The organism is Undibacterium sp. GW821-FHT07F11 (genome assembly GCF_059418665.1).
This window is the reverse complement of the sequence record NZ_JBWKQH010000003.1, coordinates 685743-700759: the sequence shown is the minus strand read 5'-3', so window position 1 is coordinate 700759 and position 15017 is coordinate 685743. Positions and strand designations below refer to the sequence as shown.

12 protein-coding genes are annotated in these 15017 nt (G+C 49.7%); 11 read left to right on the top strand and 1 reads right to left on the bottom strand.

From position 1 onward, the window contains the following. Positions 1-17: 17 nt before the first annotated feature. The gene (gene rraA / locus AC07OI_RS10490; RefSeq protein ID WP_492706059.1) at positions 18-512 is read left to right on the top strand and encodes a ribonuclease E activity regulator RraA; all 495 of its coding nucleotides are present in this window, start codon (positions 18-20) and stop codon (positions 510-512) included. Positions 513-551: 39 nt separating this feature from the next. After that, positions 552-1583: an N-acetylmuramoyl-L-alanine amidase-like domain-containing protein gene (locus AC07OI_RS10485; RefSeq protein WP_495257156.1), complete on the top strand. Its 1032-nt coding sequence runs from the start codon at positions 552-554 to the stop codon at positions 1581-1583. A gap of 17 nt (positions 1584-1600) precedes the next feature. On the opposite strand, the gene AC07OI_RS10480 is transcribed toward AC07OI_RS10485, so the two are convergent. After that, positions 1601-2347 (bottom strand): transcriptional regulator, encoded by a 747-nt coding sequence (locus AC07OI_RS10480; RefSeq protein ID WP_492706061.1) that lies wholly within the window; start codon positions 2345-2347, stop codon positions 1601-1603. Positions 2348-2476: 129 nt separating this feature from the next. On the opposite strand from AC07OI_RS10480, the gene AC07OI_RS10475 reads away from it, so the two are divergent. The 9 genes from AC07OI_RS10475 to AC07OI_RS10435 all read left to right on the top strand — a co-directional run bounded on the left by AC07OI_RS10475 (position 2477) and on the right by AC07OI_RS10435 (position 15009). Then, positions 2477-3277, top strand: a complete 801-nt coding sequence (locus tag AC07OI_RS10475; RefSeq protein ID WP_495257155.1) for a hypothetical protein — start codon at positions 2477-2479, stop codon at positions 3275-3277. 48 nt (positions 3278-3325) lie between these two features. After that, complete coding sequence (locus tag AC07OI_RS10470; RefSeq protein WP_495257154.1) at positions 3326-4132, top strand: TatD family hydrolase; 807 nt, start codon at positions 3326-3328, stop codon at positions 4130-4132. Between the two features lie 15 nt (positions 4133-4147). Next, positions 4148-6580, top strand: coding sequence for a DNA internalization-related competence protein ComEC/Rec2 (locus AC07OI_RS10465; RefSeq protein WP_495257153.1), 2433 nt, complete (start codon positions 4148-4150; stop codon positions 6578-6580). Positions 6581-6596: 16 nt separating this feature from the next. Continuing rightward, positions 6597-7415: an alpha/beta fold hydrolase gene (locus AC07OI_RS10460; protein ID WP_495257152.1), complete on the top strand. Its 819-nt coding sequence runs from the start codon at positions 6597-6599 to the stop codon at positions 7413-7415. A gap of 41 nt (positions 7416-7456) precedes the next feature. Beyond that, a complete protein-coding gene (locus AC07OI_RS10455) occupies positions 7457-8401 on the top strand; it encodes a lipid A deacylase LpxR family protein (protein ID WP_495257151.1) in 945 nt (314 codons plus the stop codon). Positions 8402-8512: 111 nt separating this feature from the next. Then, positions 8513-10156, top strand: a complete 1644-nt coding sequence (gene pyrG / locus AC07OI_RS10450) for a CTP synthase (protein WP_492706073.1) — start codon at positions 8513-8515, stop codon at positions 10154-10156. Positions 10157-10641: 485 nt separating this feature from the next. Next, positions 10642-11925, top strand: coding sequence for a phosphopyruvate hydratase (gene eno, locus AC07OI_RS10445; RefSeq protein WP_492706075.1), 1284 nt, complete (start codon positions 10642-10644; stop codon positions 11923-11925). Between the two features lie 106 nt (positions 11926-12031). Beyond that, a complete protein-coding gene (ftsB, locus tag AC07OI_RS10440; RefSeq protein WP_492706077.1) occupies positions 12032-12358 on the top strand; it encodes a cell division protein FtsB in 327 nt (108 codons plus the stop codon). Positions 12359-12627: 269 nt separating this feature from the next. Then, a complete protein-coding gene (locus AC07OI_RS10435) occupies positions 12628-15009 on the top strand; it encodes a hypothetical protein (RefSeq protein WP_495257150.1) in 2382 nt (793 codons plus the stop codon). Positions 15010-15017 lie beyond the last annotated feature (8 nt).

Below are 15017 nucleotides of genomic sequence, written 5' to 3'. Positions count from 1 at the left end.
ACTAACGAGGATAAATCATGAGCTTTGCTACCTGTGATATTTGTGACGCCAACGAAGATAAAATCGCCACGCATGAACTGGCTGTCATCCCGCCTATCTTCATGCGCTATGGTACGGTAGCAAAGTTCAGTGGTCAGGCAGTGACGCTGAAAGTCTTCGAAGATAATGTCCTCGTCAGGGAAACGCTGGAAACCCCCGGTAATGGCCATGTCCTGGTAATAGACGGTGGCGGCAGTTTCCGTTGCGCACTGGTCGGAGGCAATCTGGCTGCGCTGGCTGAAAAAAATGGCTGGGCAGGTATTGTCGTGCATGGCTGCATCCGCGATGTGGATGAAATCAACGCTTGTAATATTGGTGTGCGCGCAATGGCACCCATGCCCTTGCGTGCTGCCAAGCACGGTGGCGGGATGCGTAATGCGCGCATTAATATCGCGGGTGTCGCGATCAAGCCGGGTGACTGGATTTACGCAGATGCAGATGGTGTGCTGGTGGCGAGAGCAGCGCTGGTGTAAGCTAGCTTAAGCTAAGCTCATTGAGCGCATGCAGATCAAATGAACTGCATGCGTTTTTTATTGAGCAATGAGGTAAATCGCGGGCTATGGTATAAGTCTGACTTTAGTCCATTTACTTTATTTCCCATGCCTCCTTGCATCCTTGCCTTCGCCCTGGCTTCCGCTTTATTGATCGCTTTGCCTGTTCAAGGCCAGGATAAGCAGGCTGCAACATCTGCCAGCCTCGCTAATGAGCCATTTCAAAATAAGAAGATCTTCCAGATGACGCCGCAGGAGGTGGATCAGTACCTGGCATACTTGCATGCCAATGTGCCCGACCTGCGTCAACGTATCACCCTCATCGCCAGAAAAAATATAGGCCAGCCCTACAAGTTGAACTTGTTGGGAGAATTTCCTTTTGAATTGCATGACAACCTGCCCATGTATAGCCTGACGCACAGCGATTGCCTGGTGTTTGCTGAACATACCTATGCCATGGCCTTGAGCAGTTCCTGGGAAGAATTCTTCTGGACTTTGCAACGCATACGCTATAAAGACGGCCTGATAGGCGTGACGACGCGTAATCATTACACAGAGGTGGACTGGAATACCAATAATGCCTGGTTGCTCAAGGATGTTAGTGCCGGCTTTGGCGCGGACAAGGTCGCAAACTATGACATCGTCGTCGACAGGGCCAAATTTCTGCGCGAACAACATCACAAGGAAACCAGTATTCCGGTACAAACCAGCCATGAAGCTTACGTCAAAGCCGACAAGGTCAATTCCATGCTGGATCAATTACGCGATGGTGATTTTGTGAACGTAGTATCGGACAAGGATGGTTTTCAGTCTATCACCCATGTCGGCCTGGTTGTGATTGATGCGAATGGCAAACGCAATTTCTTGAATTCTGCTGAGCCGCAAGTCAGGGAAGAAGGCTTTGATACCTTCATCAACCGTACCAATGAACGAACCCGGACCAGCAAGCAAGCCAAGCCACGCCGCTTGCTTGGTTTTAAATTCTTGCGTTTGCGCGACGATATCGTTATCCCCGGTGCCGTCACTTTGCCCAGGCCCAAACAGGGGCAGTAAACTTACGCCAAGTTACACTAAGGTTTTCTGCGCAGGGCAGTGAAGCTGGCTGGCTCCCATTCACGCATGGCCAGCAATACTGCGGTACCCCGCCTTTTCTTGAGCGGGCTGCTCAAACTCTCAGTATGCAGCTCAGCCAGTTTTTGTCTGAGCTGGCGTATCTCAGCCTGGAATTTTTCGGCGGCGGCATCTGTCAGCATGCCGTGTATGAAATGTTGTGATTCATATTCATGACTGAACGGCGCATCCAGAAAATCTGCCATGCCTGTGTCGTGGAAATATTGGCGTATGGGGCCGTGTGGCAGCCAGTCAAAGTCCCTGGCGATATTCAAACGTATGCGATTATTTGGCATCAGGCTGATCAGGCACAATTTATCCAGGCGCAAGAGTTTACTCAGGCATTCTGTTTCACTGAGTTGATAGACGTGCAGGATTTCTTCAAATTTCCAGTGATTCAAGGCACAAACTGCCACCAGCAGCAGTTTTGTGTCAGAGACCAACTCCTTTTCCTGTGCAGGGCTCAAGCTATGGATGCGGGTATTGCTTGCATTTGCCTCCTGCGTGATCTCCATCAGGCTAAAGCCCAGAAACTGGCTGATTTGTGCCAGCCTTTCTATACTCATATTGGCCCCATTATCGGTACTCAAGAGGCGCTTGATACTGGCCTCGGACAAATCCAGAGCTACAGCCACGTCCCTGTATGTTTTGCCTTGCAGCTTCAATTGCTGCTTGATGCTGTTCAATAATTGCCGGATTTCTGTCATGGTTTTGCACGCGTAAGGTTGCGGGATTTAATACTTCGATTATTGTATGGTGCTACTTTACCAGTATTGGTTACATTATTTGCTGCCTGTCTCCACAATTGCCTATCTGTTAAAACATAGGTGGGGAAAATGAAAACTGGATTGCGTACATTGCCTTTGCTGATTTCGACGCTGGCAGCCCTGGCATTATTACTGCATGGGCCAATAGCCCAGCTAGCGCATTATCATGACTTTGCAGACCAGTCAGACTGGGCAGGTATACCTCATGCCATTGATGTGCTGACCAATCTTGGCTTTGTGATAGTGGCGATGGTTGGTGGCTGGTTTTTGCTGAAGAAATATCGCAAGGGCGATGCTGGTGTCTCATTCCCCGCTTATTGTGTCTTTGCTCTTAGTATCGCTGCCACTACCGTGGGTTCCAGTTATTACCATCTTGCACCTGACGATGCACGCCTTTTCTGGGACAGACTACCCATTGCATTCGCCTGTTGCAGCTTGTTGGCAGCAGTCAGGGCAGACAGCCTGCCAGGCATGGATGCACGCAAAGCCTTCATGGAACTGGTGCTGTTATTGGTGGCGGCCTTGATGTCCGTGATCTGGTGGCAGCAGACAGGTGACTTGCGGCCCTATTTACTGATACAGGGTTTGACTCTGGTATTGATCCCCTTATGGCAATGGATATGGAAAGCAGAACGTGCAGACCGCCTGGCATTTGGAGCAGCAATGTTCTTGTATGTGTTGGCAAAAATCACTGAAATGCTGGATGGACAGATTTTGCAGCAACTCCAGTTCATGAGCGGACACAGTCTCAAGCACTTGCTGGCAGCACTGGCTGCTGGTCTGATAGTCTGCCGCTGGCGTGCTCACAAGGAAGTGCAAGCAAGAACCCCCGCTCAAAACATTGTAGTCTGCAGGCAAACTGCTTCATAATCAGGCTATTAATAAATTAGCCTGGGTTTGAAGCTATGTGTGGACATTATGTGGATAGATAGCCACTGTCATCTGGATGCAAGTGAGTTTGGCAGTACATCGCTGGCTGTGGCCGAAGCCGCAGCGCAAGCGGGTGTTTCGGCCATCGTTGTACCAGCCGTTCACAAAAGCAATTTTGATACTGTCATCGAATTGGGCAGGCAGCGGGATGATTGTTTTTATGCCCTGGGGATACATCCCATGTATGTGCCAACTTCAAAAGAAGAAGACTTGCTGCTCCTGCGTGAAAAAGTAAGTGCCTTGATGGCTGGTGCAGATGCACAGAAAAAACTGGTAGCCATAGGCGAAATTGGCCTCGATTATTTTGTGCCTGCGCTGACGCAGAGCCCTTTGAAGGAAAAGCAGGAATACTTCTATACAGAACAACTGAAGCTGGCCAGGGATTTTGACTTGCCGGTGCTGCTCCATGTAAGGCGTTCACAAGACATCATTCTCAAACATTTGCGGCGCATCAAAGTCAGAGGCGGTATTGCACACGCGTTTAACGGCAGTTTGCAGCAGGCACAGACCTTCATCGATATGGGTTTCAAGCTGGGCTTTGGCGGCGCCATGACTTTCACACGTGCCTTGCAAATACGCAGGCTGGCAACTGACTTACCCTTGTCCAGCATCGTGCTGGAAACTGATGCGCCCGATATTCCGCCAAGCTGGTTGTCAGAAGGCGCCAATACACCAGCACAGTTACCAAAGATAGGTGCCGTGCTGGCAGAATTGCGCAATCTGAGCCTGGCTGAAGTGGCGCAAGCGACTACCGCCAATGCCGTGCACATCATGCCACGCATGCAAAGGGGCTAGTCTGTGCGGGCGGTGATGTTGGGCTTTGTACTGGGCGTCGCCATTTTGCAGCAGCAGGCAGAGCTATTAAACAGCAACTTGCTGGCGCTGATGGTGGTTTCATCACTAGCCATCATTCTTCTTCTGGTTAAATACAAACCAGCACCTTGGTTGCATCTGCCCGCGCGCTTTGCGGTTGTCGCTCTATTGGGCTTCGTCTGGGCCACAACTTATGCGCATTTTTATATGCGCGAAGAGTTGCCCAAAAAATGGGAAAACCAGGATGTGGTATTAACCGGCATCATAGACGGCCTGCCTTTTCAGTTTGAACAAGGGCAAAGATTCAATTTCGCAGTGGAACAAGTGCGCGCTGATGGTGTCGGTGATTTGACTGGCATTGCCCGTTGGCCATCCAAAGTTGCATTGTCCTGGTATGGCGCGGACCGTGGTAGCGATATGCGGCAGGTGACGACAGTGCAGCCAGGAGAGCGCTGGCAATTCAAAGTGCGGCTGAAGCGCCCACATGGCAACGCCAATCCACTCGCTGGCTTTGATTATGAGGCATGGTTATTGGAGCAGGGTATACGTGCTACTGGCGCGGTGAGGCCTGATAAATATGAATCGGATGCCGTTATCTATAACCGCAAGCTGGCTGATTTTGTCTGGAGTATAGGCAATGTCGTTGAATACAGCCGCGCCAGATTGCGCGACCGCATCCACGCTGCCTTGCCCGGTCAGCCCTATGCTGGAGTGCTGGTCGCCCTGGTGGTTGGCGATCAACGCGAAATCCCTCAGTCTGACTGGACCATATTTAACCGGGTAGGCATAGGTCATCTGATCAGTATCTCTGGCTTGCATATCACCATGGTGGCGGGCTTGTTCGCCGGCCTGGTGTTTTACTTCTGGCGGCGCTCTTTCTTCCTCAATCTTTCTTTGCCCTTGCGCCTGCCTGCGCAAAAGGCAGCAGCACTGGCAGGTGCGCTGATGGCACTGGTCTATGTAGCTCTGGCCGGATTTGGTTTGCCTGCGCAAAGAACGCTGATCATGCTCAGCGTGGTTGCGGTGGCGATATGGACAGGGCGCATCAGCAGTTTCTCTGCAGTGTTAAGCCTGGCGCTGGGACTTGTCGTATTGGCAGACCCTTGGGCGGTCTTGTCCGCGGGTTTTTGGTTATCATTTGCGGCTGTCGGAGTCATCGTTTTTGCGACTGGCGGACAAGAGCGCGTCAAAACGCAAGTAAGTCGTGCTGCCGGCTTTATGCTTACCTTGCGTTCAGCATCACTGATGCAATATGCAGTAACCCTGGGCATGATACCGCTGACCATGTTTTTATTTGGCCAGATATCCCTGATCAGCCCGCTGGCCAATGCAATCGCTATTCCCCTGGTCAGCTTTGTTGTCACGCCTGTGGCTTTGGTCGGCAGTATCTTGCCTGCGCCTTTGTCAGGATGGCTGCTGCAAATTGCCCACGTCTTCGTGGATTTCCTGGCGCGCTTCCTGACTTACTTCAGTGCCTTGCCCTATGCAGTGTGGACTGCGCCTATTCCCTCATTCTTGCTGTTTGCACTGGCCATGGCAGGTGTATTGTGGCTGCTGGCTCCTAAAGCCTGGCCTTTGCGCTGGCTGGGGCTCGTCTGTTGCCTGCCACTGTTATTGCAGACTTCACAAAAGCCAGCAGATGGAGAGTTGGCCGTGACGGCACTGGATGTAGGGCAGGGCATGGCTTTATTGCTGGAGACTGGGCACCACAGGCTACTCTATGATAGCGGCCCCAGTTTGGGACCAGAATCAGATAGCGGCAGCCGCGTGATTTTGCCGTATCTGCATGCAAGGGGCATTAATGAACTTGATGTGATGATGATTTCCCATAACGATAATGACCATTCTGGCGGAGCCTTAAGCATACTCAGGCATTTGCCTGTAGGCCTGTTAACTACGTCCCTGAGTCTGGATAGTTCCATCGTTCAAACTGCAAAGCAGCACAGGCGTTGCGTGGGCGGGCAATCCTGGGATTGGGATGGCGTGCATTTTGAAGTCTTGCAACCCGGCACTGCCAGTTATGAAAGCACGAAGTGGAAACCGAATGCCCGCAGTTGTGTATTAAAGGTCTCTACCAAACTGCATTCCATTTTGCTGGCGGGCGACATAGAGGCCATACAGGAAGATGAGCTGGTGAATACCATCCCACAAAAACTGAAGGCAGATGTGTTGCTGGCACCACATCATGGTAGTGGTACATCGTCCACAGAACCATTCCTGAAAGTGGTGCAGCCAGAGTTGGCAATTTTCCAGGTGGGCTACCTGAACCGCTACCATCACCCCAAGGCAGAAGTCTTCCAGCGCTATGCTGATTTTGGAATAAAACGTCTAAGAACAGATGAATCGGGTGCAATCAGCATACAATTTGGCGCATCATTGAAAACTTCACAATTCAGACAGGAAAATGCGCGTTATTGGTTTGGCCGGTAATGCTATACCCCTAGCTATGAACGAGACTACCGTAAAACCTATTATCCATTTTGTCCACGGCAATAGCTTCCCGTCAGGGACTTATCGTATGTTCCTTGATCATTTGCGTTCAGATTATGAGGTACATGCGACAGACATGGTGGGCCATGATCCGGCTTATCCTGTAACGGACGGCTGGCGGAACCTGGTGCAGGAATTGATTGATACCTTGCAGGCTAACTATCAGCAACCCGTGATTTTGCTGGGGCACTCGCTGGGTGGGATTTTGTCCCTGATGGCAGCTAGAGCCAGGCCAGACCTGGTGCGTGGCGTGGTGGTGCTGGATTCGCCAGTAGTCTCAGGTTGGCGGGCAATGTTGTTGCGCATATTCAAATCCCTGGGGTTGGATAAAAAGTTTTCACCTGCGCGCTTTTCAGAAAGGCGTCGCCATCTGTGGAAAAACGAAGAAGAGGCCTACCAGCACTTTGCGTCCAAGGAGATGTTTGCCATCTGGCCGCCAGAAGTCTTGCGTGACTATATGACGGCAGGTCTTAAACCTCATGCTGAAGGTGTGACCCTGCGCTTTACCCGTGAAGTGGAAACGGCAATTTACCGTACTCTGCCACATGGCCTGGGCCGTTTGAATAAGCGCCCGCCCAATGTGCCTGTCGGTTTTGTAGGCGGGACTGAATCCGTAGAATGCCGCCAGGCTGGCCCTCATGCGACAAAGAAATTAATGGGCGATAATTATGTCCTTATTCCTGGTGGACACTTGATCCCCATGGAAGTGCCCGGCCATACAGCCACTGCTGTGCTGACTATGCTGGAACGCATGAAACTAAGCTCGATTCAATAAGCTCAGTCTAAGCTTCATATAAACCCTATCTCGACAAATACATGAATCAAATCAAGCCTGTATTGAAATTTTCCACCTCACTGGCAGCAGTGTTCTTTACGACCAGCGTCTTTGCACAAGAGGTTTTCCCGTCCTGGAGTGAATTCACTCAGGTGCGGCAGACTGGCAAGACAAGCTGGCAAGTCGATATTGATAATGACAGCCTCTTGTTCAAGAGGGACGACGGTTTTTATACCAGCGGTAACAGAATAGGACAGAGCTTTACCAAAGGTGATGCCATACAGGCCCTGACTTATGGTTGGCGTCTGGGGCAGGAGCTGTACACCGCATCCGATATTAAGCTGCTTCCGCAGCAGATTGCCAAGATTGACCACCCTTATGCTGGCTGGTTGTTTGCAGGCCTGTATCGTGAAAAGAATGAAGCCAATGGCAAGAGCCAGCGCCTGGGTCTGGATATAGGATGTCTGGGGCCCTGCGCCGGTGGCGAATGGACACAGACGCATCTGCACAGATTGTTGAAGCAGCCCTTGCCACAAGGCTGGAGCACGCAGTTGCGTAATGAGTGGGGCGCAGTGTTGTCGGGTGAATATTCACCGGGCCGCATGGTAACTAGTTCCAATGTAGATATCACTCCACGCCTGAAAGGACGTTTCGGCAATATTTTTACTGATGCAAGTGCAGAGTTGACGATACGTGCCGGTAGTCTGAATACATTGCCAGAGCAGCCAGCCAGCTATGGTTTCTTGCGCACCGAGGTCAAGGTCGTTGCCTACAATGCAAGTATACAAGGCGGCTATTTTAATAATCAAACTACGGCAGTCAAGCCTAAAAGCCTGGTTGGCGAGTTTGAAATTGGCTATTTCTGGCGTGGTGAAAACTATGGCGCATCAGCATCCTTCATCCGTCGCAGCAACGAAATCAAGGAGTTGAGCAATGGTCAGGGCGCACAGAATTTTGCAAGATTACAAATTATTTATGCAATGTAAGCCAGCCAGTTCCTGAAATTTACCAGGATTTGCAGGCGGGAATTTTCGCACATCACAGCTTAGTGATGTATAATTCGAATTTCCCGCTTGTGCCGTTCGGCACCTTCTGCAATGACTAAGTTTGTATTCGTTACGGGGGGCGTAGTCTCCTCTTTAGGCAAGGGTATTGCCGCTGCCTCTCTCGCTGCGATCCTTGAATCGCGCGGCCTCAAAGTCACTATGCTCAAACTTGATCCCTACATCAATGTGGATCCAGGTACCATGAGCCCATTCCAGCATGGCGAAGTTTTCGTGACCGATGACGGTGCTGAAACTGATCTGGATCTGGGTCACTATGAGCGCTTCATCACAGCCAAAATGAAAAAGGTGAATAATTTCACCACTGGTCAGATCTATGAATCAGTAATTCGCAAAGAACGCCGTGGTGAATACCTGGGCAAGACTGTGCAAGTTATCCCGCACATCACCAATGAAATCCAGGAATTCATCCATCGCGGTGCTGCCGGTGCTGACGTTGCACTGGTTGAAATTGGTGGTACGGTAGGTGATATTGAATCCCTGCCTTTCCTCGAAGCTGCCCGTCAACTGAGCCTGCGCGCTGGCCGCAATGCTGCTGCATTCGTCCATCTGACGCTGGTGCCTTATGTTGCTGCTGCTGGCGAATTGAAAACCAAGCCCACCCAACACAGCGTACAAAAACTGCGTGAAATTGGTATTTTCCCGGATGCTTTATTGTGCCGTGCTGACCGTCCCATCCCTGATGATGAACGCGCCAAGATTTCCCTGTTCGCCAATGTGGCTGAAGAAGCAGTGATCTCTGTATGGGATGCCGATACCATCTATAAGATTCCACAGATGTTGCACGACCAGGGCTTGGATAAAATCGTCTGCGATAAGCTTGGCTTGTCACCAAAACCAGCTGATCTGGCGATGTGGGACAAATTGATCTATGCGCTGGAAAATCCGAAAGAAGAAGTCACTATCGGTATGGTCGGTAAGTATGTAGACCTGACAGAGTCGTATAAATCTTTGACAGAAGCCTTGCGTCATGCCGGTATCCATACTGAGAGCCGTGTGAATATTGAGTATGTTGATTCTGAAGAAATCGAAGCGCACGGTACCAAGTCACTGGAAAAATACGATGCCATCCTGGTGCCAGGTGGTTTCGGCAAGCGCGGTGTAGAAGGCAAGATACTGGCTGCCCGCTATGCACGTGAAAACAAAATACCTTACCTGGGTATTTGCCTGGGTATGCAGGTTGCCCTGATTGAATATGCACGTAACAAGGCTGGCCTGTCCATGGCAAACTCGACAGAGTTTGATGCCGAGACAGAACAGCCAGTGGTTGCCCTGATCAATGAATGGCAGAACCACGATGGTAAAGTCGAAACGCGCGATGAAAATTCTGACCTTGGCGGCACTATGCGCCTGGGTGCGCAAACTTGCGCAGTTCGTTCTGGTACGCTGGCGTCAGAGATTTATGGCAATGTCGTGACTGAGCGCCATCGTCATCGCTATGAAGCCAATAATCATTACCTGGGTCGTGTTGAGGCAGCAGGCTTGATCGTCTCTGCCCGTACACCGACAGAAGATTTGTGTGAAATTATGGAATTGTCACGTGATGTGCATCCTTGGTATCTGGGTGTGCAGTACCACCCAGAATTTAAATCAACACCACGTGACGGCCACCCTTTGTTTATTTCTTTCGCAAAAGCGGCGATAGAGCATAAAAAGGCGCAAGGTAACAAGGCATGAAGTTGTATGGATTTGATGCAGGCCTGAACCAGCCTGGTTTGTTGATTGCTGGTTTACCTGTCGTGAATAAATCCTGCTAAATCCTGATTGAAAAAGGCGAGCCACGATTGCGGTTCGCCTTTTTTGCAAAATGGCGCAGAGTTGCTTGAAAGAATGTAGTTGCCTTGCAGATGGTAACTAAGGGCAAGCAGCGGTAAGCACTATGCAAGAAAGCTTGGATTCTGTGAACCCGTTTTTGCTTGATTTGTCCTGTAGTGAAACAGGCTTTTTTGCTTACCAGCGCAAAAAGCGACAAGAATAAAGTTTTGTTCCGTTCGTCGAACCAGAGTAATGGAGTATTATCTGCACCATTATTTTGACTGTAGCAAATTCATTACAGCTTTATTTATCCGCAGGCATATCAAGCCGGTGGATGCAGTTGCAAATCAGATTCGTATTATTTGTTAGATATTTTGTTCGATATTTTGATTGTTTAGGAGAATTGAATGAGTGCCATCGTTGATATTATCGGTCGTGAAGTTCTGGATTCGCGCGGTAACCCAACTGTTGAATGTGATGTCCTGCTGGAATCCGGTGTCATGGGCCGTGCTGCTGTGCCTTCTGGTGCATCCACTGGTTCCCGTGAAGCGATAGAGCTGCGTGATGGCGACAAGTCCCGCTATCTGGGCAAGGGCGTCTTGAAAGCCTGCGAACACATCAATACCGAAATCGCAGAAGCCATCATGGGCCTGGATGCGAATGAACAGGCATTCCTGGACCGTACCCTGATCGATCTGGACGGTACTGAAAACAAGAGCCGCCTGGGTGCAAATGCCATGCTGGCCGTATCCATGGCTGTTGCCAAGGCAGCTGCTGAAGAAGCTGGTTTGCCACTGTACCGTTATTTCGGTGGTTCAGGCGCGATGCAATTGCCTGTGCCTATGATGAACGTCATCAACGGTGGCGCACATGCTGACAATAATCTGGATATTCAAGAATTCATGATCATCCCGGTTGGCGCGCCAACTTTCCGCGAAGCAGTACGCTATGGTGCAGAAGTATTCCACGCATTGAAAAAAATCCTGCATGACAAGGGTTTGACGACGGCGGTTGGTGATGAAGGTGGCTTCGCTCCTTCCGTAGATAACCACGAATCTGCCATCAAACTGATTATCCAGGCGATAGAAGCTGCAGGCTACGAGCCAGGTACGCAAATCGCACTGGGTCTGGATTGCGCTGCCAGTGAATTCTACAAAGATGGCAAATACCACCTCGAAGGTGAAGGCCTGACTTTGTCTTCTGCTGACTTCACTAATCTGCTGGCAACCTGGGTAGACAAATATCCTATCATCTCCATCGAAGATGGCATGGCTGAAGGCGATTGGGATGGCTGGGCTATCCTGACAGAAAAACTGGGCAAGAAAGTCCAGATCGTTGGCGATGACTTGTTTGTCACCAATACCAAGATCCTGAAAGAAGGCATACAAAAAGGTATCGCCAACTCCATCCTGATCAAGATCAACCAGATCGGTACTTTGACTGAGACTTTTGCTGCGATCGAAATGGCAAAACGTGCTGGTTATACGGCCGTTATTTCCCATCGTTCCGGAGAAACAGAAGACAGCACCATTGCTGATATCGCCGTTGGTACCAATGCCCTGCAAATCAAGACCGGTTCCTTGTCCCGTTCTGATCGTATGGCAAAATACAACCAATTGCTGCGTATTGAAGAAGATTTGGGCGAAATTGCCAGCTATCCTGGTCGCGACGCCTTCTATAATCTGAAGTAATCTGGTATCGTGCAAAGAAAAAGGGGAACGGGGTTCCCCTTTTTCTTGTTGGTCTGCTTTTGGAAACAGATTAGTTTTGTTTTTATTCTTTTTGCTTTAATTATCCGTGCGTTTGATAGCTCTTTCCTTTGTTGCCCTGTTGATGCTGATCCAATACCCGCTGTGGTTGGGTAAGGGGGGCTGGTTGCGTGTCTGGGAGCTGGACAGGCAGGTAGCGCAGGTAAAGGGGAATAACGAAAAATTAAAAGAGCGCAATGGCAAGCTCGAATCCGAAGTTCAGGACTTGAAAATTGGCACGGACGCAGTAGAAGAGCGTGCGCGTTTTGAATTGGGCATGATCAAAAAAAACGAAATCTTTGTGCAGATTCTGGATGCCAATTCACCTGCACCGACGACTACAGAGCGTATATTGCCTGCGCAAGTGAAGCCCTGAGTCCCTGACTCAAACTCTGACCCGATTCCTGGCTCAGGCTTTACACCTGTATCTTACATAGCATCTCATTCGCATCCTCTTCCCAAAAGCAATAATCACAGATTTGTATGGCTTATGTGTGACCTAAGACATTTCTAGTGTTAGAATCCCCGGTCTTTTGCATTTACATTTTGTAACAACATTGCGGGTATTGCGCCTTACTGTGCGCATGCTGCATTTTGTACTTCTTATGCATGTGCGCTTTTGCGCACAAACTTTCCCATTACTACATGAAAAATAACAAGTATCCGTTTTTTATTCCTCTTCTTTTGTCTTCGTTGCTTAGTGCTTGTGGTGGTGGCGGAGGTGGTGCCGCCAGTATTAATACTAATGGTGCTACAGTGGCCGTTAGCAGCAGTGGGCGGCAATTCAACGGTGTAGTAGCAAAGGGACGTATCATCGGTGCGCGTGTATCGGCTTTTAGTCTCGATCAGTCCGGTAGTAAATCGGCAAATGCTTTTGCGACCGCCATTACTGGTGCTGACGGAAGCTATGCGATATTGGTGCCCGGCGGTGTTGCCAGCTTCCTCATTGAGGTAAGTGCGGCATCTGGTGCCATGATGTATGACGAAGCTACCCAGGCAGACCTGCCTTTTCCTGAAGACTTGCAGTTGCGCAGTGTCGTCAAGCAAGGTGTCACTCCTGAAGCCATATATTGGGGTAGCGTTACGCCACTGACAGAGATGATCGTTCAAGTCGCTGAAAAAGCGGGTGGCCTGACATCATCAAACATAGACAGGGCGAGAGCGGGTGTGCAGGCTTTGCTGGGCTTTGATCCGCAAAGGGTGCCCGTCATCCACACAACGGTAGATACAGCACAGGATACTTATGTCGATGAAAAAATCCAGGGTCTGAGCCTGACTGCCATTTCGCAACTTGCGTTGGACAAGGCACTTTCCTGTGATGCTGCGACCCAGGGTAGCCGCGTTGCCTGTGTGGTAAGGCAAATCGCCTCTGCTGGCAAGTTGGATGGAAATGATTTTGTGTTGCGCGAAGATGTGCGTGCTGCCTTGCGTGCCAGCCTGGAAAAAGTTGCACAAGATGAAAATCTTAACAAGTCAGGCAAAAACTCGGTAGCCGGCATCAGTACTTTTGCAAGTAATAGCTTGCCTGCACCTGCGCCGGAAACAGACAAGATAGCGGCAACCAAACAATTGTTTGGCAGCCTGCGCAATAACATCTACGCGGTTTCCAACGCACAAAAAAGTGGTGGCCTTGATATACGTCTCAATGCAGTCAAGGCTGATTTTGAAAAAGCTACGCAGCCAATGGATAAAGACTTGTTGATCTGGTCTAAAACTATTACTGAAGGTATAGATCAGTTTAATAAATATAGAAACGGCCAGACCTCTCAAACTGCGGTGAATGGTTTGTTCTATGGACAGACTGCTTTATGGAGTGGTTATCAGAATATAGGCAATCTGGGCGACTGCACGGTCATGCGCGATGCCATGAATGTGGCAGCGACGCCTTCACAGGCAGCAGGCATAGAATGCCGTTTTTCACGTTTCATTTTGCCTGGTACCTATAAGTACGGCTACAAATACCAGGTTGAATGGGTAGAGTTGGTAGACCGTATCTGGCTGGAGCCAGTGGCAAACGATGTTACTCGTTTTAACTACAAATCCGAACTTGTGCAGCAAAGAGCCGTTTTCGTCTGGAATGAAGGAAAGAACGACTTTCTCAGAAGGCCAGTTACTCCCACAGATGTAGTTGCAACAAACGGCAACTCAAATGATGTTTACGCCGGCCAAATGAGTTTTGCCATGGAAGGCAACAAGCTATATGCCTTTACGGTTGAAGGTAAGATGCCGCCGCGCACCAATAGTGCCGGTCAGTTGATTTCAGATTTTGAGCGCTGGAGTCTTCGCGCTGACCGCAATCAAACCGTCGACGGCAATTCCCGCTATGACTTCAGTGGTGAGCTTAAATCCTATGTAAAAGATCAGGTGAGTTCTCGTTTGTCACTGGATAAAGGCTCATACGCAATTGTTGCCTTGAATTACAAAGGCAATTTGCAAAAAAATGGCATCAAAGAATTCAACCTGGCGATTACTGCTGAAGCTGGTAACAGCAAAGTGCATGGTGAAATTAAAATCGGTAATGCATCTGCGGACAAGAATGGCCTCAATTATCAGCCAAACCGTATTGATTTTGTCGGCAGCATCAGCAACGCTACGGGCCTCACAAATGCACTGGAGATTTTTAACGGGCAATTGACGGTAGAGCGCTTTACCTACGGCAGCTTTGATAGCAGCAAGCCTGAGTCAGTAAATAATTTCGTGCGCAAAGCAGTGGCATTATCAGGTGTGGTACAGGTGCCAGAACGCCCTCCATTGAAATTGAATGTCACGGCAAGTAACGATGCTTTCGGCAGCAACAGCATTTTGGCGCAATACACTGATGGCAGCAGTGTCATCAATGCGCAAATGAGTGAAAGCACGAGTAAGTCCAGGGTAGTGCGTGTCAGCAGCTCATCTGGCGTTTCTTTTGATGTCTATGGCAGCAACGAAGTTGCCGACATCCTCAAGGATGGTAGTAAGGTGGGCTGGCTGGATATCAAGGCAGGCCGTATCAGCTATGTCGATGGCAGCTTTGAAACCATCAGGTAATTTTTAAA

Excerpts from the sequence above, each read along its gene's own strand:
- AC07OI_RS10470 (WP_495257154.1), top strand. The coding sequence starts at position 3,326 with ATGTGGATAGATAGCCACTGTCATCTGGATGCAAGTGAGTTTGGCAGT.
- eno (WP_492706075.1), top strand. The coding sequence starts at position 10,642 with ATGAGTGCCATCGTTGATATTATCGGTCGTGAAGTTCTGGATTCGCGC.
- AC07OI_RS10480 (WP_492706061.1), bottom strand. The coding sequence starts at position 2,347 with ATGACAGAAATCCGGCAATTATTGAACAGCATCAAGCAGCAATTGAAG.
- AC07OI_RS10485 (WP_495257156.1), top strand. The coding sequence starts at position 552 with ATGAACTGCATGCGTTTTTTATTGAGCAATGAGGTAAATCGCGGGCTA.
- AC07OI_RS10435 (WP_495257150.1), top strand. The coding sequence starts at position 12,628 with ATGAAAAATAACAAGTATCCGTTTTTTATTCCTCTTCTTTTGTCTTCG.
- AC07OI_RS10475 (WP_495257155.1), top strand. The coding sequence starts at position 2,477 with ATGAAAACTGGATTGCGTACATTGCCTTTGCTGATTTCGACGCTGGCA.
- AC07OI_RS10455 (WP_495257151.1), top strand. The coding sequence starts at position 7,457 with ATGAATCAAATCAAGCCTGTATTGAAATTTTCCACCTCACTGGCAGCA.
- AC07OI_RS10465 (WP_495257153.1), top strand. The coding sequence starts at position 4,148 with ATGTTGGGCTTTGTACTGGGCGTCGCCATTTTGCAGCAGCAGGCAGAG.
- rraA (WP_492706059.1), top strand. The coding sequence starts at position 18 with ATGAGCTTTGCTACCTGTGATATTTGTGACGCCAACGAAGATAAAATC.
- pyrG (WP_492706073.1), top strand. The coding sequence starts at position 8,513 with ATGACTAAGTTTGTATTCGTTACGGGGGGCGTAGTCTCCTCTTTAGGC.
- AC07OI_RS10460 (WP_495257152.1), top strand. The coding sequence starts at position 6,597 with ATGAACGAGACTACCGTAAAACCTATTATCCATTTTGTCCACGGCAAT.